Below are 19,144 nucleotides of genomic sequence, written 5' to 3'. Positions count from 1 at the left end.
TCCTGCTTTTTCAGGGGTATCGCACCGGCCTTACCTCGGCCAGGCATATCAATCAGCGTCACAGGAGCCCTGCATGAGCGACTTCAACCAGCCCCTCGGCGGCAACGACATGCCGCGTTTCGGCGGCCCCGCCACCATGATGCGCCTGCCCACCCAGGAGAGTGCTGCCGGCCTCGATGCCGCCTTTATCGGCATCCCGATGGACATCGGCACCTCCAATCGGCCCGGAACCCGCCTGGGGCCGCGACAGATTCGCGATGAGTCTCGCATGCTGCGGCCCTACAACATGGCCACTCGTGCGGCCCCCTTCGACAGCCTGCAGGTGGCGGATATCGGCGACGTGCCGATCAACACCTTCAATCTGCCGAAGAACCTGGACATCATCAGCCGGTTCTACGACGACGTCCTGGCTCATGACTGTGTTCCGCTGACCCTGGGCGGCGACCACACCCTGACCTGGCCGATCCTGCGCGCCATCGCAAGGAAGCATGGCCCGGTCGGCCTGATCCATATCGATGCCCACGCCGACGTCAACGAGCACATGTTCGGTGAGGAGGTCGCCCACGGCTGCCCCTTCCGTCGCGCCCAGGAAGAGGGCCTGCTGGATGCCAACCGCGTGGTGCAGATCGGTCTGCGCGGCACCGGCTATGCCGCCGAGGACTTCGACTGGTGTCGTCAGCAGGGCTTCCGCGTCGTCCAGGCCGAACAGTGCTGGCACAAGTCGCTGGAGCCGCTGATGGCCGAGGTGCGCGAGCAGATGGGCGACGGCCCGGTGTATATCTCCTTCGACATCGATGGCCTCGATCCTTCCGTGGCACCCGGTACCGGCACCGTGGAGATGGGCGGCCTGACCTCCGCCCAGGGCCTGGAGATCGTGCGTGGCGCCCAGGGACTCAACATCGTCGGCGGCGACCTGGTCGAGGTGGCGCCGCCTTACGACCCGAGCGGCAATACCGCCCTGATGGGCGCCACGCTGCTTTACGAGATGCTGTGTGTCCTGCCCGGCGTCAAACGTCGCGACTGATTCACCCCGGAGCCAGGGAGCGGCCCCGACAACCGCCTGATGGCGCCCCGCAGCGGGCGCCCACCATTACAACATCAATGAGTAATCGCCCCATGTCCTCCCATCTGCATTCCGCCGACAAGATCACGACCGAAGGGGGCAAGCTGAGCACCCACGGTCTGATCAAGTTCCTCGTCCCCTCGTTGATCGGCATCCTGCTGTTCCTGGTGCCCTTCTCGGTGGGTGACACCATCAACATCGGCATGGGCCTGGCCGCCGACTGGCTCAAGGCCACTCTCGGCGACGCCCTGCCCGCCATCGCCACCGTGGTGCTCTGCCTCTCCATCCTGCTGACCCTGGTGGTCAAGCTGACACGGCCCGGCTGGGCCCGCCAGGGCGCGATGAAGGAGCTCTTCGACATCTCGCCGCTATGGGTGGTGATGCGCGCCCTCGGCGCTGCGTTCGCGCTGATGACCTACTTCCAGGTCGGCCCCCAGATGATCACCGCCTCCTTCACCGGTGGGGTGATGCTCAACGATCTGGCGCCGGTCCTGCTGACCTTCTTCTTCTTCGCCGCCATCCTGCTGCCCTTCCTGGTCGATTTCGGCTTCATGGAGTTTATCGGCTCCATGGTGCGTACCCCCTTCCGCAGGATCTTCGGCCTGCCCGGGCGCAGCGCCATCGACGCGACCGCCTCCTGGATGGGTTCGGGTACCGTGGGCGTGCTGATCACCACCCAGCAGTACGAGCAGGGCTTCTATAACGCCCGCGAGGCCTCGGCCGTTGCCACCAACTTCTCCATCGTCTCCATCGCCTTCGCCCTGCTGGTGACCAGCTTCATCGGCATCAACCATCTGTTCATCCCCTTCTACCTGACCGTGGTGGTGGCCGGCCTGGTGGCTGCCGTGATCGTGCCTCGCCTGCCACCCCTGTCACGCAAGTCCAACGACTACTATGAGCCGGTCGGCTGCCAGATCCAGGAGGAGAACACCGGCGACCAGAGCCTGCTGCGCTACAGCCTGGGCATCGCCGTGGCTCGCGCCGAGAAGGCTCCGGGTCCGCTGAAGCTGGTCCGCCTGGCCCTGTTCAACGTCGCCGACATCTTCTTCGGCCTGTTGCCGCTGGTCATCGCCATCGGTACCGTGGCGCTGGTGCTGGCCGAGTTCACGCCGCTGTTTACCTGGCTCTCCATGCCGATGGTGCCGGTACTCGAGTGGATGGGCCTGCCCGAAGCCGAGGCCGCCGCACCGGCCACCCTGGTGGGCTTCGCCGACATGTTCCTGCCGGCGGTGCTGGCCAGCGACATCGAGAGCGAGCTCACCCGCTTCGTTATCGCCTGCCTGTCGCTGACCCAGCTGATCTACATGTCCGAGATCGGCGCCCTGCTACTGAAGTCCCGCATTCCCCTCAAGCTGTGGGAACTGGTGGTGATCTTCCTGCTGCGTACCGCCATCACGCTGCCCATCATCGTGATCATGGCCCACTGGCTGGTGGGGTAAAGGGACCCCCTGCCCCCGAGCCCACCATGCCCCTGAGGAGAGAGATATCCATGACCTGCGCCGAACTGCTGATCCGCCTGCTGCGCGACGCCTACGACGTGGACACCGTGTTCGGGATTCCGGGCGTCCATACCATCGAGCTCTACCGCGGCCTCGAAGGCGGCGGCGAGCATGACCACCAGGGCAGCGGCATTCGCCATGTGACGCCACGCCATGAGCAGGGTGCCGGCTTCATGGCGGACGGCTACGCTCGCGCCACGGGCAAGCCCGGTGTCTGCTTCATCATCACCGGCCCCGGGATGACCAATATCGCCACCGCCATGGGCCAGGCCCTGGCGGACTCGATACCGATGCTGGTGATCTCCAGCGTCAATCGCCGTGACACCCTGGGTCGTGGCCAGGGGCGCCTGCACGAGCTACCGGGGCAGCGCGAGCTGATGGCCGGGGTCTCTCGCTTCAGCCACACCCTGCTCGACCCGGAGGGTCTCGGAGAAGTCCTGGCCCGTGCCTTTGCGGTGTTCGACGGTGCCCGCCCGGGGCCCGTGCATATCGAGATCCCCATCGATCTGTTCGATGCCCCGGTCAGCGCCCCACGCCACCTTCGCCGCAGCGTGCTGAGCAAGGCCGCCCCGGACCCGCACGCCCTCGAGCAGGCCCGGAGCTGGCTCAGCGAGGCCGAGCGCCCCCTGGTGCTGCTGGGGGGTGGCTGCGTCGGCGCCCCCCAGGCGGCCCGCCGTCTGGTCGAGCTGCTCGATGCCCCCACCGTCACCACCATCAACGCCAAGGGGCTGCTCGGCCGCGACCATCCGCTGGATCTGGGCGCCAACGCCTCGCTGCCGGCGGTGCGCCAGCTGGCGCGTGAGGCCGATGTGGTGCTGGCCATCGGCACCGAGATTGGCGAGACCGACTACGATGTGGTGTTCGACGATGGCTTCGAGCTCGGCGGCCGGCTGATCCGCATCGACCTGGACCCCGAACAGCTGGCGCGCAACCAGCACGCCGATCTGGCGCTGGTGGCCGACGCCGCCTCGAGCATCGAGGCGCTGGCGACGAGCTGCGAGCGGGCGCTGGCCGGCCGCCCCCTGGCACGGGATGGGAGGAATCGTACCCGCGCCGCCCTCGAGTCCCTGGCACTGGCCGAGGACCCGGCCTTCCGCGCTTATGTTCCGCTGTTCGACACGCTGCGCGAGTGTCTGCCTGAAGCGATCCTGGTGGGTGACTCCTGCGCCACCACCTACGCGGCCAACCATCTGGTGAGCCAGGACGCCCCGCGGCGTTTCTTCAACGCCTCCACCGGCTACGGCACGCTGGGTTACGGCCTGCCCGCCGCCATGGGGGCGAGCCTCGGCCAGCCCGAACTGCCGGTGGTCGCCCTGGTCGGCGACGGCGGCGTGATGTTCACCCTCACCGAGCTGGCCTGTGCGGTGGAGGAGGGCCTGCCGATCATCGTGCTGCTGTGGCACAACCAGGGCTATGAGGAGATCCGCCGCTTCATGGACAATGCCGGGGTCACTCGCCTCGGGGTCGATATCCAGGCGCCGGACTTCCAGACCCTGGCCGCCGGCTTCGGCTGCGCGGCGAGCCGGGTCGGCAATCCCGCGGGCCTGGCACGCGCCATCGCGCACCGTCCCCAGGATGGCCCGATGTTGATCGAGATCGACGCCGCGGCCTGGTCCGAGGCCGTTGCCTGACCGCCTCACCCTCCAGCATGGTGCCGAGACAACCGGGAGCCTTTGCATGCAACAACTGATTCAGCAGTTCATCGACAACCAATGGGTCGAGAGCCGGGGCCAGCGCCGCCTGTCGGTGATGGACCCCTATCGCCAGACCCAGATCGCCGAGCTTACCGCCGGCGACAGCGCCGATGTGGACGGCGCCGTGCAGGCCGCACGTGCGGCCCTGCCCGGCTGGCAGGCGCAGGGTGGCGTCCGCCGCGGGGCCTACCTCGCGGCCTTCGCCGACGCCCTGGAGGCCCGCCGGGAACGCCTGGTGCGGTGCTCGTCGACCAACAACGGCAAGGCGCTGGCCGAGGCCGCCATCGATCTGGACGATGCCATCGCCTGCTACCGCTACTACGCCGGCCAGGCGAAGGCACTCGAGCAGCGACAGGGGCGCCGGATCGAGCACGGCATGGCGGGCATCGAGGCGCGGGTCTTCGAGGACCCCGCCGGGGTGGTCGGCCTGATCACTCCCTGGAACTTCCCGCTGGTCACCAGTGCCTGGAAGATTGCCCCGGCACTGGCCGCCGGCTGTACGGTGGTCTTCAAGCCCTCCGAGGTCACCCCGCTACCGGAGGCCGTGCTCGCCGAGATCGCCCTGGAGGTCGGCCTGCCCGCCGGGGTGCTGAACCTGCTCAATGGTGACGGCGACGGCATCGGTGCGCCGCTGTCCGCCCATCCGGGTGTGGACAAGCTGTCGTTCACCGGCAGCAACGCGGTGGGCGAGAAGGTCATGCAGGCCGCCGCCAACGGCGTGCGCGGCGTATCGCTGGAGCTCGGTGGCAAGTCACCGATCCTGGTGCTCGATGACGCCGAGGTAGAGAGCGCCGCCGACTGGGTGATGGCCGGCATCTACTTCAACTCCGGGCAGATCTGCTCGGCCACCTCCCGGCTGCTCGTCCACGAGTCGCTGGCGGAGCCGCTCTACCAGGCGCTGGCCGAGCGCATCGATGCGCTGACCCTGGGGGATCCTCTGGTCGAGGGCACCGACATGGGGCCGATGACCAGTGCCCGCCAGCGCGAGGCGGTGGAGCGCTACCTCGAGGTCGCCAGGGCCGAAGGGCTGGTGGCGGTCCGCGACGGCCGCCATCGCGACCTGCCCGACCAAGGTGAGTTCGTCGCCCCGACGCTCTATCGCGACGTGCCGACCAGCAGCCGTCTGTGGCGGGAAGAGATCTTCGGCCCGGTGCTGTGTGCCCGCAGCGTGGCCAGCGAGGCCGAGGCGATCGAGCAGGCCAACGACTCGCCCTTCGGGCTCGCCGCCACGGTCATCTCGGGAGACAACGAGCGTGCCCGCCGGGTGGGGCGTGCCCTGCGCGCCGGCAGCATCTGGTTCAACAGTGAGCAGCTGGTGATGCCCGAAGCCAGCTGGGGCGGCTTCGGGATCAGCGGCATCGGTCGAGAGCTAGGCCCCTGGGGGCTGGCCGGCTACCTGGAGGTCAAGCACCTGATCGGCCCCCAGGGCTGAGGCCCACGCCGATACCCTTGTCGATACCCTCGCCGATACCAGCGACGCCCCGGCCCAGCGGTCGGGGCGTTCGCGTCTAGGGCCAGCGGGCCCTCCCATCAAGGCGCCGGCGTCGGGCCTGGCAGCGGCTCTGGCCTCAAGGGCAGCGTGCGAGGCTTAAGCCGCGTCGAGCTTTGCTGTAAGATACCGCGCCTTTGTCCAGGTCGCCCCTTCCCTGCGGCCGTGAGCGCACCCTGTTACAGCATCCTCGAGGCATCATGAGCGACTTCACCCCCGGTCAGCGTTGGATCAGCGACGGCGAGGCCGAACTCGGCCTAGGCACCATCCTCAACTGTGACCCGCGCAGCGTGACCGTGCTGTTCGGCGCCAGCCAGGAAACCCGCACCTACAGCAGCCGCCAGGCCCCGCTGACGCGCGTGGCCTTCGGCAGCGGCGACCGCATCCGCGCCGCCGAAGGCTGGACGCTGACCGTCGATGACACCAAGGAGGTCGGCGGCCTGATCGTCTATATCGGCGAGGACGAACAGGGTGAACTCACCGAGCTTTCCGAGGCGCGCCTGGCCGACAGCATGCAGTTCGATCAGGCCCGCGACCGCCTGCTTACCGGCCAGGTCAACCGCAACGACTGGTTCGACCTGCGCTTTCGCACCCTGCACCACTACCACCGCGTGGAGCAGAACCCGGCGCTGGGCCTCTCCGGTCCGCGCATCGACCTGATCCCCCACCAGCTCTATATCGCCGACGAGGTTTCCCGGCGTCACGCCCCGCGGGTGCTGCTGGCCGACGAGGTGGGCCTGGGCAAGACCATCGAGGCGGGACTGATCCTGCACCGCCTGCTGCTCACCGGCCGCGCCGAGCGCGCCCTGATCCTGGTCCCGGACAGCCTGACCCATCAGTGGCTGGTAGAGCTGCTGCGTCGCTTCGCCCTCGAGGTGACCCTGCTCGACGAGCAGCAGAGCCAGGCCCATGGCGACACCAACCCCTTCGAGGCCGGCCAGCTGATCCTGGCCAGCCAGGACTGGCTGTTCGCCAATCCTCACCGCCAGGCTCAGGCCCAGGCCTGCACCTGGGACCTGCTGATCGTCGACGAGGCCCATCACCTCGACTGGAGCGCGGAGCAGGTCGGCACCGGCTACGCCTGCGTGGAACAGCTGGCCGCCGAGAGCGAGTGCCTGCTGCTGCTGACCGCCACCCCGGAGCAGATGGGCATCGAGAGCCACTTCGCCCGCCTGCGCCTGCTCGACCCAGGCCGCTATCACAGCCTGGCGGCCTTCCGCGAGGAGGAGACCCACTATGTGGCGGTGGCCGAGGCGATCGACGCCCTGGAGCGCCTGCCCGGCGGCGACGAGGAGCGCGAGCGGGTCGCCGCGGTGATCGACGAACCCGACAGCCTGGCGCTGCTTGCCACCCTGGCCAACCCCGAGGCCGACGCCACCCAGCGCGATGCCGCTCGCGACCAGCTCCGCGACCAGCTGCTCGACCGTCACGGCACCGGCCGGGTGATGTTTCGCAACAGCCGGCGCCACGTGGGGGGCTTCCCCGAGCGCCGTCTGCATGTGACGGAGCTTGCCCCCCCGGCCGCCTATCGACGCGTGCTGCGCAAGCTGGGCCGCGACGAGGAGTACCTCGACGACCTGCTGATCGAGACCGGTCTCGATCACCCCGAGGTGCTGATCTACCTGGACGCCATGTACCGCGCCCTCTCCGACGATCCGCTCAACGGCGAGCCCTGGTGGCAGATCGACCCGCGGGTCAACTGGCTGCTGGAGCGCCTGGCCGATGACGGCGAAGGCGGACTGGCCGGTGACAAGGTGCTGGTGATTGCCCACGAGCGGGAGACCGCCGAGGGCCTGGCAGAGGCCCTGCGCGTGCTGGGTGGCTACCATGCCCCGGTGTTCCACGAGGGACTCTCGCTGGTGGAGCGCGACCGCGCCGCCGCCGCCTTCGCCGACGAGGAGGAGGGCTGCCAGGTGCTGGTGTGCTCCGAGATCGGCTCCGAGGGGCGCAACTTCCAGTTCTGCCGCCACCTGGTGATGTTCGACCTGCCGCTGCATCCCGACCAGCTGGAGCAGCGCATCGGCCGCCTGGACCGTATCGGCCAGCGCCACGCCATCGAGATTCACGTGCCGGTCTTCGAGGCCAGTCCCGGCGAGAAGCTGCTGCGCTGGTACCGCGACGGCATGGACGCCTTCAGCGCGCCCCACGGCATCGGCAGCGAGATCTTCGATGCCTTCGGCGATCCCCTGGCCGATGCCCTGCTCGACGACGAGTCCCTTGAGGAGGTCATCGAGGAGACCCGGGCGCTGTTCGAGAGCCGCCTGGCCGAGCGCGATGCCGGCCGCAACCGCCTGCTGGAGCTCAACGCCTGCCGGCACGAGCGTGCCGAGGCGGTGGCCGCGGCGATCGGCGAGCTGGATGAGGACCGCGCCCTGCGCCGCTACCTGGACCTTGCCCTGGATATCTTCGGCGTCGACAGCCAGGACCTGGGCGGTGATATCCAGCATCTGGTGGCCGGCCCGCAGATGCTCGATGGCCTGCCGGGGCTGGCCAAGGGCGAGGAGGGCTTCTCCGCGACCCTCTCGCGCTCGCGGGCGCTGGCCCGTGACGATGTCCAGCGACTCTCCTGGGAGCATCCGGTGGTACGCGAGATGATGGGGCGCATCCTCGACGGCAGCATGGGCAATACCGCGCTGGCGCTGCTCCGGCATCCCTCGCTGCCCCCCGGGCGGGTGATGGTGGAGCTGATCTATCGCACCCACTGCCCGGCCCCCAGGAAGCTGCATCTCAACCGCTTCCTGCCGCCCACCGCGGTGCGCGTGCTGCTGGATGAGTCCGGGGCCAACCTGACCGACAAGATCTCCTTCACCGGGCTCTCGAAGAACCTGCAGAAGGTCAAGAAGGCGATGGCTCGGGACCTGATCCGCAGCCGCCTCGAGGTGCTGCGCGGTCTGCTCGACCGTGGCGAGGGGGAAGCGGCTCGCGAGCTGCCCTCCATCGTCGAGGCCGCCCAGGGTCGCATGCGCGAGGAGCTTGACGGGGAGCTGGCGCGGCTGACCGCCCTGGCGCGGCGCAACCCGGCGGTGCGCGAGGAGGAGCTGGCCGCACTACGCGACGAGCGCGCCGCCCTGGACGAGGCCATCGAGGGGGCGCGGCTGCGCCTGGACGCGGTGCGAGTCATCGTGACGGTGGGGGAAGAAACCCGCTAGGCCAGGATATCGGCCAGTGCCTCCTCCAGCGTCTCGAATCGGAACTCGAAGCCGGCCTCGAGGAGCCGCGCCGGGCGCATATCGGCGCCGGTCAGCAGCAGTCTCGCCATCTCGCCGAAGGCGGTCTGAAGCACGACGGCGGGCACCGGGAAGATCGCCGGGCGCTTCAGCTCGCCGGCCAGGGCGCGGGTAAACTCGGCGTTGGTGACCGGATGCGGGGCGCTGCCGTTGAAGGCTCCCGCCAGCTCGTCGCGCTCGAGCAGGAAGAGAATGGCGCGCACCAGATCCTCGCGGTGGATCCAGGGCATGTACTGTCTGCCGCTGCCGAAGCGCCCTCCCAGCCCCAGCTTGAAGGGGGGCAGCATCTTCGCCAGGCTGCCACCTCCCTGGTCCAGCACCAGGCCGGTACGCAGCAGGGCGACCCGCACACCAAACGCCTCGGCCTCGAGGGCGGCCTCCTCCCAGCGGCGACAGAGACGGTGGGCGAACTCATCGTGGGGTGGGGTCTCCTCGGTCACCTCACGGTCGCCCTGATCGCCGTAATAGCCCATCGCCGAACCGGACACCATGACGCGAGGCACCCGGGTGCCGGTCTGCTGCAGCTGCTCGCAGAGCCCCACCAGCTCACGGGTGGCGTTGAGGCGCGAGTCGATCAGCTTCTCCTTCTGGTCGTGACTCCAGCGCCTGGCGGCGATCGGCTCGCCCGCCAGGTTGACCAGGGCGTCGGGCGGGGCATCGACGAAGTCCAGCGCCGAGCGTCGCACATCCACCGCCTCGGGCAACCGCGAGTGCGCCGCGGCGGGATCTCGCGAGACCACCTGCACCCGATACCCCGCCTCGACCAGCCGCTGGCACAGGCGCTGGCCCACGAAACCGCTTCCTCCGGTAATCAGCACTCGCATCCGGACCTCCTGGTAAACCGTGGTGAGTTATACAGCTGTTGTACACTTCTGCTAGTCTAGCGGAAAACCATCCTGCGAGGGTGTCATGACTCAGCTCCGGTCCCTTATCGCCAGCGCCGTATGGCAACGCCCCGACAGAGGATCCCCCGTAACATGAACGAGCCGACCCAGCACGGCGACGACACCCCGCTCTATCCGATTCGCGAGGTGTCGCGCCTCACCGGCGTCAACTCCGTGACCCTGCGCGCCTGGGAGCGTCGCTATGCGCTGATCAAGCCGCGCCGCACTCCCAAGGGGCATCGTCTCTATGCCCGTGAGGATATCGAGCGGGTCGAGCAGATCCTGCGCTGGCTCAACCGTGGCGTACCGGTGAGCCAGGTGCGCGAGCTGCTCGACCGTCCCACCAGCGACGAGCCCGATGCCCCGCCCCCCGCCCCGGGCGACTGGCCCGCCCAGCGCCGCCGGCTGATCGAGGCCGTGGAGGCGATGGATCTCTCGCGCCTGGAGAGCCTCTACAACCAGTCACTGGCACTCTACCCGGTGGCCACCTGTGTCGCCGGGCTGTGGGCGCCGACGCTGCACGAACTGGAGGAGCGCTGGGGTGACGAGCGCCTGGGCCATGCACTCCAGCGCCGCACCCTGGAGTCCTTCCTGCGCTCGCGCATCGGCATGCGGCTCTACCACACCAACGCCCAGGCCACGGGGCCAACCCTGCTGGCCATGCCACTGCCCGACGATCCCGGCACCCTGTGGCTGCTGCTCGCCGCCCTGCTGGCCGGCGACCGAGGCCTGAGTGTCATGCTGCTTGATGCCGCTCCCCCCCTGGGCGAGCTGCCCCTGGCGGTGGAGCGCCTGAGCGCCAGCGGTGTGCTGCTGGCCGGCAGCCATGCCGGACGCACCGACCTCATTCGCCGCCAGCTGCCGCGCCTGGCAGAACAGCTCGAGGTCCCGCTGGGGCTGTGCGGGCCGGTGGCACGCATCCGCCAGTCCGAACTCGACGACAGCGGCGTGGCGGCACTGGGTGACGACCTCATCGCGGCGATCACACGCCTGCAGTCCCTGCTGCCCACCACCTGATGGAGCCGATATGTCCCCGACCCTGATGTGGTTTCGCAGCGACCTGCGTATCCATGACAACCGAGCCCTGGCCGCCGCCGCACACCGCGGCCCGGTGATCGCCGTCTACCTGCGCGCCCTGCCCCACTGGCAACGCCACGGCCATGGCGCCAACCAGCTCGACTTCCGCGCCCGCGGCGTGGCGGCCCTCGAGACGGCGCTGCGCGGCCTGGGCATCCCGATGCTGCATCGCGATATCGACGACTTCGGCGAGGCCCCGGAAACGCTGCTGACCATCGCCCGCGAAACCGGCGCCGGCAGAGTGCACTTCAATCGCGAGTACCCGGTGGACGAGCTCGCCAGGGACGCCGCGGTGATCGAGGCCTTCCAGGCGGCAGGCCTCGAGGCACGAGGCCACCACGATGCCGTGGCCTTCGCCCCGGGAGAGCTGCTCACCGGCAAGGGCGACTACTACGGGGTCTTCACCCCCTTCGCACGGGCCTGGCACCGTCAGCTGAGCGCGGAGCGCCTGGCGCTGGCAGACACCCCCCCCCCCCAGGCATCCATCGGTATCGAGAGCGACCCGCTGCCCGCCCTTCCGGCATTGGCGGACACCCCCATCGATGGCCGCCAGTGGCCCGCCGGTGAGGAGGCCGCCGCGGACCGTCTGGAGCGTTTCCTGCGCTTCCGTGCTCGCCACTACGCCAACCAGCGCGACTTCCCGGCGATCCGCGGCACCAGCGAGCTCTCGCCCTACCTGGCACTGGGCATAATCTCCTGGCGTCAATGTCTGCAGGCGGTGCTCGCCGAGAATGACGGCAGCCTGGCCGAAGGCGATGCGGGCCTGACCGCCTGGGTCAATGAGCTGGTGTGGCGCGAGTTCTATCGTCATGTGGCGGTGGGCTTTCCCCGCGTATGTCGGCATCGCGCCTTCCAGCGCCATACCGAGGGGCTCGCCTGGCGCGATGACGACGCAGGCTTCCGCGCCTGGTGCGAGGGCCGCACCGGCTACCCCATCGTCGATGCCGCCATGCGCCAGCTGGTCGCCACCGGCTGGATGCACAACCGCCTGCGCATGGTCACCGCCATGTTCCTGAGCAAGCACCTGCTGATCGACTGGCGCCGAGGCGAGGACTTCTTCCTGCGCCACCTGGTGGATGGCGAGTTCTGCGCCAACAACGGCGGCTGGCAGTGGGCCGCCTCCACCGGCACCGATGCGGCTCCCTACTTCCGCATCTTCAACCCCACCACCCAGTCCACGCGCTTCGACCCCGATGGCACCTTCCTGGCCGAGTGGCTGCCGGAGCTGGCCGAACTGCCCGTCAAGGCCCGCCATGCGCCTCCCCGGGATCTGCTCGGCGGCAGCGACTATCCTCCCCCCATCGTCGACCACAAGGCGGCGCGGCTGCGTGCACTGGAGGCCTTCAAGGCACTCAAGGCCGACTGAACCAAGGAGCGCCCGATGTCAGCCGACCCTCAGCTGGAGGCCTTCTGCGCCTTCTTTAAAAATCTAGACAAGAGCTGTACAAAAAAGGTGGACGAGTTCTATACTCAGGACATCATCTTTCACGACCCGCTCCACCATATCGAGGGTATAGAGGCACTCGAGCGCTACTTCTCGGCCTTGTACAGAAATGTCACCAAATGCCGATTTCGCTTTCACAGTCGGCAGCGCCTGGGCCGGGAGGCCTTCGTCACCTGGACCATGCACCTGGTGCACCCCCGCCTGGAGAGCGGCCGCGAGATCACGGTGGAAGGATGCTCCCACCTCGCCTTCGCGGAAGATGACAGCGGACGGATCGCCCACCATCGCGACTACTTCGATGCCGGTGAGCTGCTCTATGAACGGCTCCCCCTGCTGGGCGGTGCCATCCGACTGATCAAGCGCCAGCTCGACGCCTGAGGACAACGACCCCGGGCATGGCAACCACCCCCGGAGGCCCCATGTCCGACTCCCAGCGCATCTGGCTCACCGGCGCCAGCTCGGGTATCGGCCGCGCCCTGACCGAACGCCTGCTGGCCCGCGGCGACCGCGTGGCACTCAGCGGCCGCAACACGGCGGCCCTCGATGAGCTGGCCGCCGGCCGCGCCAACGCCCTGGTACTGCCGCTGGATGTGACCGACCGCGGAGCGGTACGCGACGCCAGTCGGCAACTGGCGGCCTCCCTGGGTGGCCTCGACCTGGTGATTCTCAATGCCGGCACCTGTGAATATCTCGATGCTCGCCACTTCGACGTCGACCTGGTGGAGCGAGTCTTCGCCGCCAACTTCCACGGCGCCCTCCACTGCATCGATGCCGCCCTGCCACTGCTGCGCCGCGCCCGCATCGAGGGCGGGAACCCGATGCTCGCCGCCACCTCGAGTGCCGCGGCCTACCTGCCCCTGCCCCGGGCCGAGGCCTACGGCGCCTCCAAGGCGGCGCTGAGTCACTTCCTGGAGTCGCTGCGCCTGGACCTGGCCGACGAAAGGATCGACGTCAGCCTGATCCACCCTGGTTTCGTGCGCACGCCACTCACCGACCGCAATGACTTCCCGATGCCCATGCGGGTGGAGGTCGACCAGGCCGCCGAGGCGATCCTCGACGGCCTCGCCCGCCGCCGCCTGGACATCCACTTCCCTCGACGCTTCACCCTGCCGCTCAAGCTGATGGGCATCCTGCCCGCCACGCTGCGCTACCGGCTGGGGCGACGCATGACGCGGTCCGAGACCGCCACGGAGAACACCCGATGAATGCTCGCCCCCCTCTCACCACGACCGGGCAGACCAACACCGTGGACAGCAGGCGCATCGCCGTGATCGGCAGCGGCATCGCCGGCATGGCCGCCGCCTGGTACCTGTCGGGCCGCCACGAGGTGACTCTCTTCGAGGCCGATGCATGCCTGGGCGGCCACACCGCCACCGTGGATGTGGAGCTCGCGGGCCGCCACTACGCCATCGACACCGGTTTCATCGTCTTCAACGACTGGACCTATCCCCACTTTCAGCGCCTGATGCAGCGCCTCGGTGTGCTCTCCCAACCCACCGAGATGAGCTTCTCGGTGCATGAGACCGCCCGCGACTTCGAATACAACGGCCACACCCTGACCAGCCTGTTCGCTCAGCGTCGTAATCTGCTGCGCCCCAGCTTCTACGGCCTGCTGCGCGAGATCCTGCGCTTCAACCGCGAGGCGATACGCGCCATGGATGACGGCGCACTCGATCCCGCCATGACCCTGGGTACATGGCTCGAGGCGCGCGGCTTCGACGGCGCCTTCCAGAGGCGCTACCTGCTGCCCATGGGAGCGGCGATCTGGTCGGCAAGCCTGAGCGACCTGCGCGACTTCCCGCTGCAGTTCTTCGTGCGCTTCTTCCGCCACCACGGTCTGCTCTCGGTCAACGACAGGCCCCGGTGGTACACCCTGGTCGGCGGCTCGCGCAGCTATATCCCGCTGCTCACCGCGCCCTACGCCGGCCGCATCCGCCTGTCGACACCGGTGCGCGGCATCCGCCGGCTGGGTGACGGCGTGGCGGTACGCAGCGCCCTCGGCGTGGAGCGCTTCGACGAGGTGGTGATGGCCTGCCACGCCGACCAGGCCCTGGCGCTGCTGGAGGACCCCAGCCCCGCCGAGCGCGAGCTCCTGGGCGCACTGACCTACCGGGACAACGAGGTGGTGCTGCATACCGACACCCGCCTGCTGCCCCGCCGCCGCCGCGCCTGGGCGAGCTGGAACTATCGACTGGATGGTCGCGACGAGACGGCGCGCGTCTCGGTGACCTATGACATGAATATCCTGCAGCGCCTGGCAGCCCCGCATACCTTCTGCGTCACTCTCAACGACAGCGAGGCGATCGCGCCGGAGAAGGTGCTGGGCCGATTCACCTATGCCCACCCACAGTTCACCCTGGCCGGCGAAGCGGCCAAGGCCCGCCATGCCGAGATCTCCGGCACCGCCTTTCACACCCACTACTGTGGCGCCTACTGGCGCAACGGCTTCCACGAGGATGGCGTCTGGAGCGCCCTGCGCGTGGCTCACGCCCTGGGCGGTGACGAGGCGGGACCCGAGGAGGTCACCAACCTGCTCGCCCCAGTGGTCGAGGGGGGCATGAGCGCATGATCGCCACGCCCCGTTCACGCGTCTATCGCGGCGAGCTGCGTCATCGGCGCTTCCTGCCGCGCGAGCACGCCTTCACCTACGGGACATGGATGGCCTGGCTCGATCTCGGTGAGCTGCCCGAGCTTTTCGACGGTGTACCCGGCTTCAGCGCCCGGCGCCCCGCCCTGGCTCGCTTTCGCCGCGAAGATCATCTCAAGGGCGGGCCGGTATCCGAGGATCTCCCGCTCGAGCAGGCGGTGCGCGAGGAGCTCTCGCGCCAGCTGGGCGATGCTCCCGGCGGGCGCATCTGCCTGCTCACCCAGCTGCGCACCCTGGGCCTGGGCTTCAACCCCATCTCGCTCTACTACGCCTTCGATGCCCGTGGCGAGCTTCGCGCCGTGCTGGGCGAGGTGAGCAACACCCCCTGGGGCGAGCGCACCCGCTATGCCTGCGCCGTGGACCCGAGCCGGCACGCCCATGCGGCCGAGTTCACCAAGGCGATGCACGTCTCGCCCTTCAACCCCATGGACATGATCTATCGCTGGCGCTTCAACACCCCCGGCGAGCGGCTGCTGATGCATATGGAGAACTGGCGCGAAGGGGAACGCCACTTCGACGCCACCCTGACCCTCGAGGGTCGCCCGGCGACCCGTGGCGTGCTGCTCACCACCCTGGCACGCCAGCCGTGGATGGGGGCCAAGACCCTGGCCGGCATCCACTTCGAGGCACTGCGCCTGTGGGCCAAGCGAGTACCGATCCATGACCACCCCGGCCCCGACCGTTCGTAAGGAGAGACCGACGTGAACACGCTGCGCTCCGCCAACACCACTCGTCCCCTGACGGACGACGCCGACCGCCTGACACGCTGGCTACGCTCGCGCCTGCTGGCCCAGCTGGACCGCCTGGAGGGCGGCCAGATCGCATTGATCGAGGGACATCGTCGCCACTGCCTGGGCCGGGGCGGGCCACTGGTGGCCAACCTGGTGGTGCGCGACAGTCGGGCCTGGAGGCGCCTGGCGCTGGGCGGCACCGTGGGGGCGGCGGAGGCCTACATGGATGGCGACTGGGATACCGATGACCTGGTCGCGCTGGTACGGCTCTGCGCCGCCAACCTGGAGCGGGTCAACGGCGAGATCGAGAACGGCCCAGCGCGCCTGGGACGCTGGCTGTTGACCGCCCTCTACCGCCTGCAGCGCAACAGCCTGTCGGGTTCACGACGCAACATCTCGGCCCACTACGACATCGGCAACGAGCTGTTTGCCACCTTCCTCGACCGCGAACACCGCATGTACTCCAGCGCCGTCTTCCCCCACGCCGAGGCGAGCCTGGAGGAGGCCTCCACCCACAAGCTGGACCTCATGCTGGAGCGGCTGGATGTGCGCCCCGACCACCATCTGCTGGAGATCGGCACCGGCTGGGGCGGGCTCGCCATCCACGCGGCCAGGACCCGCGGGTGTCGGGTCACCACCACCACCATCTCCGAGGAGCAGTATGCCCATACCGCGCGCCGCATCGAGGAGGAGGGGCTCGGAGAGCGTATCACCCTGCTCATGCAGGACTACCGCGAGCTCGAGGGCCGCTACGACCGGCTGATCTCGGTGGAGATGATCGAAGCGGTGGGCCACCAGTATCTGGAGACCTACCTGGCCACCCTGGATCGGCTGCTCACCGACGACGGCCTGGCGATGCTGCAGGCGATCACCATCCGCGACCAGCGCTTCGAGGCCGCCAAGCGCGAGATGGACTTCATCAAGCGCCATATCTTCCCCGGGGGCTTCCTGCCCTCCCACCACGCCATCCTGCAGGGGGTGACGCGAAGCACCTCACTCAATGTGCTGTCCCTGAGCGAGATAGGCCCGCACTACGCGCGCACCCTGCGTGAATGGCGCCAGCGCTTCGAGGCCAGCCTGGAGACCGTACGCAACCTGGGCTATGACGAACGCTTCATCCGCATGTGGCGTTACTACCTGAGCTACTGCGAGGGCGGCTTCCTCGAGCGCTCCATCGGCACCTGCCACCTGCTGCTGGCCAAGCCCGGCGCCCGCCCGACCCCGCTCATCGACACCCGGGCCGATGCCTGATCCGATGCCCGAACCGTTGCCTGGGCCACCCTCGGGTCGGCGACTCTCGACCCCGCGCCTGCTGGCCAGCCTGCCGGCCTTCGAGGCGGGCTGGCTGGCCAGCGTGCTGGACGGCAGCCTGCTGGGCAGTGCCGTCGGCGGCCCGCTCTCCTACCATGCCGGCGCCGAGCTTGCCGAGGTGTCCCCCGCTCCCTGGCTGCCGCCTGCCCAGGTGGTTATCCGGGCCGACCTCTGCCTGTGGCCATGCCGGCGACTGGGCGATCCCCCCACCCCTGGGCAGTGAGCTCCTGAACGCGCGGACCACGTGCATTCACCTTTCACGGGCAGTAGACTACGCCCTTAATAACATTCGACTCTCGGAATGACTCTGTGACCAAGCAACACTCCTTCAACCGCGATGAACTGCTGGCCTGTTCGCAAGGCGAACTGTTCGGCCCGGGCAATGCCCAGCTGCCGGCCCCCAACATGCTGATGCTCGATCGCATCATCTCGATCACCGAGGATGGCGGGGAGCATGGCAAGGGCGAACTGATCGCCGAGCTCGATATTCATCCCGACCTGTGGTTCTTCGACTGCCACTTTCCCGGTGATCCGGTCATGCCCGGCTGCCTGGGCCTGGATGCCATGTGGCAGCTGGTGGGCTTCTATCTGGGCTGGCTTGGCCACCCCGGTCGCGGTCGCGCCCTGGGCTGTGGTGAGGTGAAGTTCACCGGCCAGATCCTGCCCGATGCCCAGAGGGTCACCTACCGCATCAATATCAAGCGCATCATCACCCGGCGCTTGATTCTCGGCATGGCCGACGGCACTGTTTCCGTCGACGGCCGCGACATCTACCAGGCCAACGACCTGCGCGTCGGCCTTTTCACCTCCACCGCGAACTTCTGACCAGGAGGTTTCCATGCGACGAGTGGTAGTCACCGGCCTGGGCATCGTCTCCTGCCTGGGCAACGACAAGCAGCAGGTTCTGGAGGCGCTCCGTGAAGGACGCTCCGGTATTCGTTTCAAGGAGGAGTACGCCGAGCGCGGATTCCGTAGTCATGTGGCCGGTGTGGTCGATATCGACCTCGACGCCCTGATCGATCGCAAGCAGCGTCGTTTCATGGGTGATGCCGCCGCCTACGCCTATGTCAGCATGGCCCAGGCCATCGAGGACGCGGGGCTGACGCCGGAGCAGGTATCCAATGAACGTACCGGCCTGATCGCCGGCTCCGGTGGCGCCTCCAGCGCCAACCAGGTGGAGGCCGCCGACGTCATGCGCGAGAAGGGCCTGCGCCGCGTGGGCCCGTACCGGGTCACCCGCACCATGGGCAGCACCGTCTCGGCCTGCCTGGCGACGCCGTTCAAGATCAAGGGCATCAACTACTCCATCTCCTCTGCCTGCGCCACCTCCGTGCACTGCATCGGCAACGCCGTGGAGCAGATCCAGTTGGGCAAGCAGGATGTGGTCTTTGCCGGCGGCGGCGAGGAGGAGCACTGGACCCTCTCCTGCCTGTTCGACGCCATGGGTGCCCTCTCCACCCAGTACAACGATACGCCGGAAAAGGCATCACGCCCCTATGACCAGGCCCGCGATGGCTTCGTCATCGCCGGCGGTGGCGGCATGCTGGTGCTCGAGGAGCTGGAGCATGCGCGCGCCCGGGGCGCCAAGATCTATGCCGAGGTGACCGGTTACGGCGCCAACTCCGACGGTCACGATATGGTTGCCCCCTCCGGCGAGGGAGCCGTGCGCTGCATGCGCCAGGCCATGGCCACCGTCGACGGCAAGATCGACTACATCAACACCCACGGCACCTCGACGCCGGTAGGCGATATTTCCGAGCTACGGGCGATTCGTGAGGTGTTCGGCGACGCGACCCCGGCGATCAGCTCCACCAAGTCGCTGACCGGTCACTCGCTGGGGGCCACCGGCGTGCAGGAGGCGATCTACTCGCTGCTGATGATGGAGAACGACTTCATCGCCGCCTCGGCCAATATCGAGACCCTCGACGAGCAGGCCGAAGGCGTCGATATCGTGACCCAGCGTCGTGACGGGGTGAAGGTCGAGCGCGTGCTCTCCAACAGCTTCGGCTTCGGCGGCACCAACGCCTGCCTGGTGCTGGAGACCTTCCGCGACTGATGGCTCTCGGCCGCGTATCGCA

At 68.4% G+C, this 19,144-nt stretch carries 16 protein-coding genes; 15 read left to right on the top strand and 1 reads right to left on the bottom strand.

The window, feature by feature from the left end:
• Positions 1–73 precede the first annotated feature (73 nt).
• From speB to rapA, 5 genes are all read left to right on the top strand, one after another.
• A complete protein-coding gene (gene speB, locus RM463_RS15970) occupies positions 74–1,024 on the top strand; it encodes an agmatinase (protein WP_161424035.1) in 951 nt (316 codons plus the stop codon).
• A gap of 92 nt (positions 1,025–1,116) precedes the next feature.
• Positions 1,117–2,502: a YjiH family protein gene (locus RM463_RS15965; protein WP_195689234.1), complete on the top strand. Its 1,386-nt coding sequence runs from the start codon at positions 1,117–1,119 to the stop codon at positions 2,500–2,502.
• Between the two features lie 50 nt (positions 2,503–2,552).
• Entirely contained in the window at positions 2,553–4,193 is a 1,641-nt protein-coding gene (locus RM463_RS15960) for a 5-guanidino-2-oxopentanoate decarboxylase (protein ID WP_311430568.1), read from the top strand.
• A gap of 46 nt (positions 4,194–4,239) precedes the next feature.
• On the top strand, positions 4,240–5,688 hold the full coding sequence (locus RM463_RS15955) for an aldehyde dehydrogenase family protein (protein WP_311430567.1): 1,449 nt from the start codon (positions 4,240–4,242) through the stop codon (positions 5,686–5,688).
• Positions 5,689–5,945: 257 nt separating this feature from the next.
• Positions 5,946–8,894, top strand: coding sequence for an RNA polymerase-associated protein RapA (gene rapA, locus RM463_RS15950; RefSeq protein ID WP_311430566.1), 2,949 nt, complete (start codon positions 5,946–5,948; stop codon positions 8,892–8,894).
• Here rapA and RM463_RS15945 read toward each other — a convergent pair.
• Positions 8,891–9,796, bottom strand: coding sequence for a TIGR01777 family oxidoreductase (locus tag RM463_RS15945; protein ID WP_311430565.1), 906 nt, complete (start codon positions 9,794–9,796; stop codon positions 8,891–8,893). The two genes, rapA and RM463_RS15945, sit on opposite strands and share 4 nt — an antisense overlap.
• Before the next feature lie 153 nt (positions 9,797–9,949).
• Here RM463_RS15945 and RM463_RS15940 point away from each other — a divergent pair, with 153 nt between their 5' ends.
• The 10 genes from RM463_RS15940 to fabB all read left to right on the top strand — a co-directional run bounded on the left by RM463_RS15940 (position 9,950) and on the right by fabB (position 19,122).
• Positions 9,950–10,873 carry a MerR family transcriptional regulator gene (locus RM463_RS15940; RefSeq protein ID WP_311430564.1) on the top strand — a complete coding sequence of 308 codons (924 nt, stop codon included), beginning with the start codon at positions 9,950–9,952 and terminating at the stop codon, positions 10,871–10,873.
• Positions 10,874–10,883: 10 nt separating this feature from the next.
• Positions 10,884–12,299, top strand: coding sequence for a deoxyribodipyrimidine photo-lyase (phrB, locus tag RM463_RS15935; RefSeq protein WP_311430563.1), 1,416 nt, complete (start codon positions 10,884–10,886; stop codon positions 12,297–12,299).
• 15 nt (positions 12,300–12,314) lie between these two features.
• Positions 12,315–12,755: a nuclear transport factor 2 family protein gene (locus RM463_RS15930; RefSeq protein ID WP_195689227.1), complete on the top strand. Its 441-nt coding sequence runs from the start codon at positions 12,315–12,317 to the stop codon at positions 12,753–12,755.
• A gap of 41 nt (positions 12,756–12,796) precedes the next feature.
• Positions 12,797–13,582 carry an SDR family NAD(P)-dependent oxidoreductase gene (locus tag RM463_RS15925; RefSeq protein WP_311430562.1) on the top strand — a complete coding sequence of 262 codons (786 nt, stop codon included), beginning with the start codon at positions 12,797–12,799 and terminating at the stop codon, positions 13,580–13,582.
• Complete coding sequence (locus RM463_RS15920) at positions 13,579–14,946, top strand: FAD-dependent oxidoreductase (protein ID WP_311430561.1); 1,368 nt, start codon at positions 13,579–13,581, stop codon at positions 14,944–14,946. The genes RM463_RS15925 and RM463_RS15920 overlap by 4 nt, the downstream gene beginning before the upstream one ends.
• Positions 14,943–15,713 (top strand): DUF1365 domain-containing protein, encoded by a 771-nt coding sequence (locus tag RM463_RS15915; protein WP_311430560.1) that lies wholly within the window; start codon positions 14,943–14,945, stop codon positions 15,711–15,713. The genes RM463_RS15920 and RM463_RS15915 overlap by 4 nt, the downstream gene beginning before the upstream one ends.
• 12 nt (positions 15,714–15,725) lie before the next feature.
• Positions 15,726–17,006 (top strand): cyclopropane-fatty-acyl-phospholipid synthase family protein, encoded by a 1,281-nt coding sequence (locus tag RM463_RS15910; RefSeq protein ID WP_311430559.1) that lies wholly within the window; start codon positions 15,726–15,728, stop codon positions 17,004–17,006.
• Complete coding sequence (locus tag RM463_RS15905; protein WP_311430558.1) at positions 16,999–17,289, top strand: hypothetical protein; 291 nt, start codon at positions 16,999–17,001, stop codon at positions 17,287–17,289. The genes RM463_RS15910 and RM463_RS15905 overlap by 8 nt, the downstream gene beginning before the upstream one ends.
• An 86-nt stretch (positions 17,290–17,375) precedes the next feature.
• Complete coding sequence (gene fabA / locus RM463_RS15900) at positions 17,376–17,891, top strand: 3-hydroxyacyl-[acyl-carrier-protein] dehydratase FabA (protein ID WP_195689222.1); 516 nt, start codon at positions 17,376–17,378, stop codon at positions 17,889–17,891.
• A 13-nt stretch (positions 17,892–17,904) separates the two neighbouring features.
• Positions 17,905–19,122: a beta-ketoacyl-ACP synthase I gene (gene fabB / locus RM463_RS15895; protein WP_195689221.1), complete on the top strand. Its 1,218-nt coding sequence runs from the start codon at positions 17,905–17,907 to the stop codon at positions 19,120–19,122.
• The last annotated feature ends 22 nt before the right edge of the window (positions 19,123–19,144 follow it).

Source organism: Halomonas sp. LES1 (genome assembly GCF_031846005.1).
GTDB lineage: Bacteria > Pseudomonadota > Gammaproteobacteria > Pseudomonadales > Halomonadaceae > Halomonas.
The sequence above is the reverse complement of the archived record's forward strand: the minus strand, read 5'-3'. Positions and strand labels throughout refer to the sequence as shown.

What these genes read in the sequence shown, in the direction of transcription:
- speB (WP_161424035.1), top strand. Translation starts at nt 74, where the DNA reads ATGAGCGACTTCAACCAGCCCCTCGGCGGCAACGACATGCCGCGTTTC.
- RM463_RS15965 (WP_195689234.1), top strand. Translation starts at nt 1,117, where the DNA reads ATGTCCTCCCATCTGCATTCCGCCGACAAGATCACGACCGAAGGGGGC.
- RM463_RS15960 (WP_311430568.1), top strand. Translation starts at nt 2,553, where the DNA reads ATGACCTGCGCCGAACTGCTGATCCGCCTGCTGCGCGACGCCTACGAC.
- RM463_RS15955 (WP_311430567.1), top strand. Translation starts at nt 4,240, where the DNA reads ATGCAACAACTGATTCAGCAGTTCATCGACAACCAATGGGTCGAGAGC.
- rapA (WP_311430566.1), top strand. Translation starts at nt 5,946, where the DNA reads ATGAGCGACTTCACCCCCGGTCAGCGTTGGATCAGCGACGGCGAGGCC.
- RM463_RS15945 (WP_311430565.1), bottom strand. Translation starts at nt 9,796, where the DNA reads ATGCGAGTGCTGATTACCGGAGGAAGCGGTTTCGTGGGCCAGCGCCTG.
- RM463_RS15940 (WP_311430564.1), top strand. Translation starts at nt 9,950, where the DNA reads ATGAACGAGCCGACCCAGCACGGCGACGACACCCCGCTCTATCCGATT.
- phrB (WP_311430563.1), top strand. Translation starts at nt 10,884, where the DNA reads ATGTCCCCGACCCTGATGTGGTTTCGCAGCGACCTGCGTATCCATGAC.
- RM463_RS15930 (WP_195689227.1), top strand. Translation starts at nt 12,315, where the DNA reads ATGTCAGCCGACCCTCAGCTGGAGGCCTTCTGCGCCTTCTTTAAAAAT.
- RM463_RS15925 (WP_311430562.1), top strand. Translation starts at nt 12,797, where the DNA reads ATGTCCGACTCCCAGCGCATCTGGCTCACCGGCGCCAGCTCGGGTATC.
- RM463_RS15920 (WP_311430561.1), top strand. Translation starts at nt 13,579, where the DNA reads ATGAATGCTCGCCCCCCTCTCACCACGACCGGGCAGACCAACACCGTG.
- RM463_RS15915 (WP_311430560.1), top strand. Translation starts at nt 14,943, where the DNA reads ATGATCGCCACGCCCCGTTCACGCGTCTATCGCGGCGAGCTGCGTCAT.
- RM463_RS15905 (WP_311430558.1), top strand. Translation starts at nt 16,999, where the DNA reads ATGCCTGATCCGATGCCCGAACCGTTGCCTGGGCCACCCTCGGGTCGG.
- fabB (WP_195689221.1), top strand. Translation starts at nt 17,905, where the DNA reads ATGCGACGAGTGGTAGTCACCGGCCTGGGCATCGTCTCCTGCCTGGGC.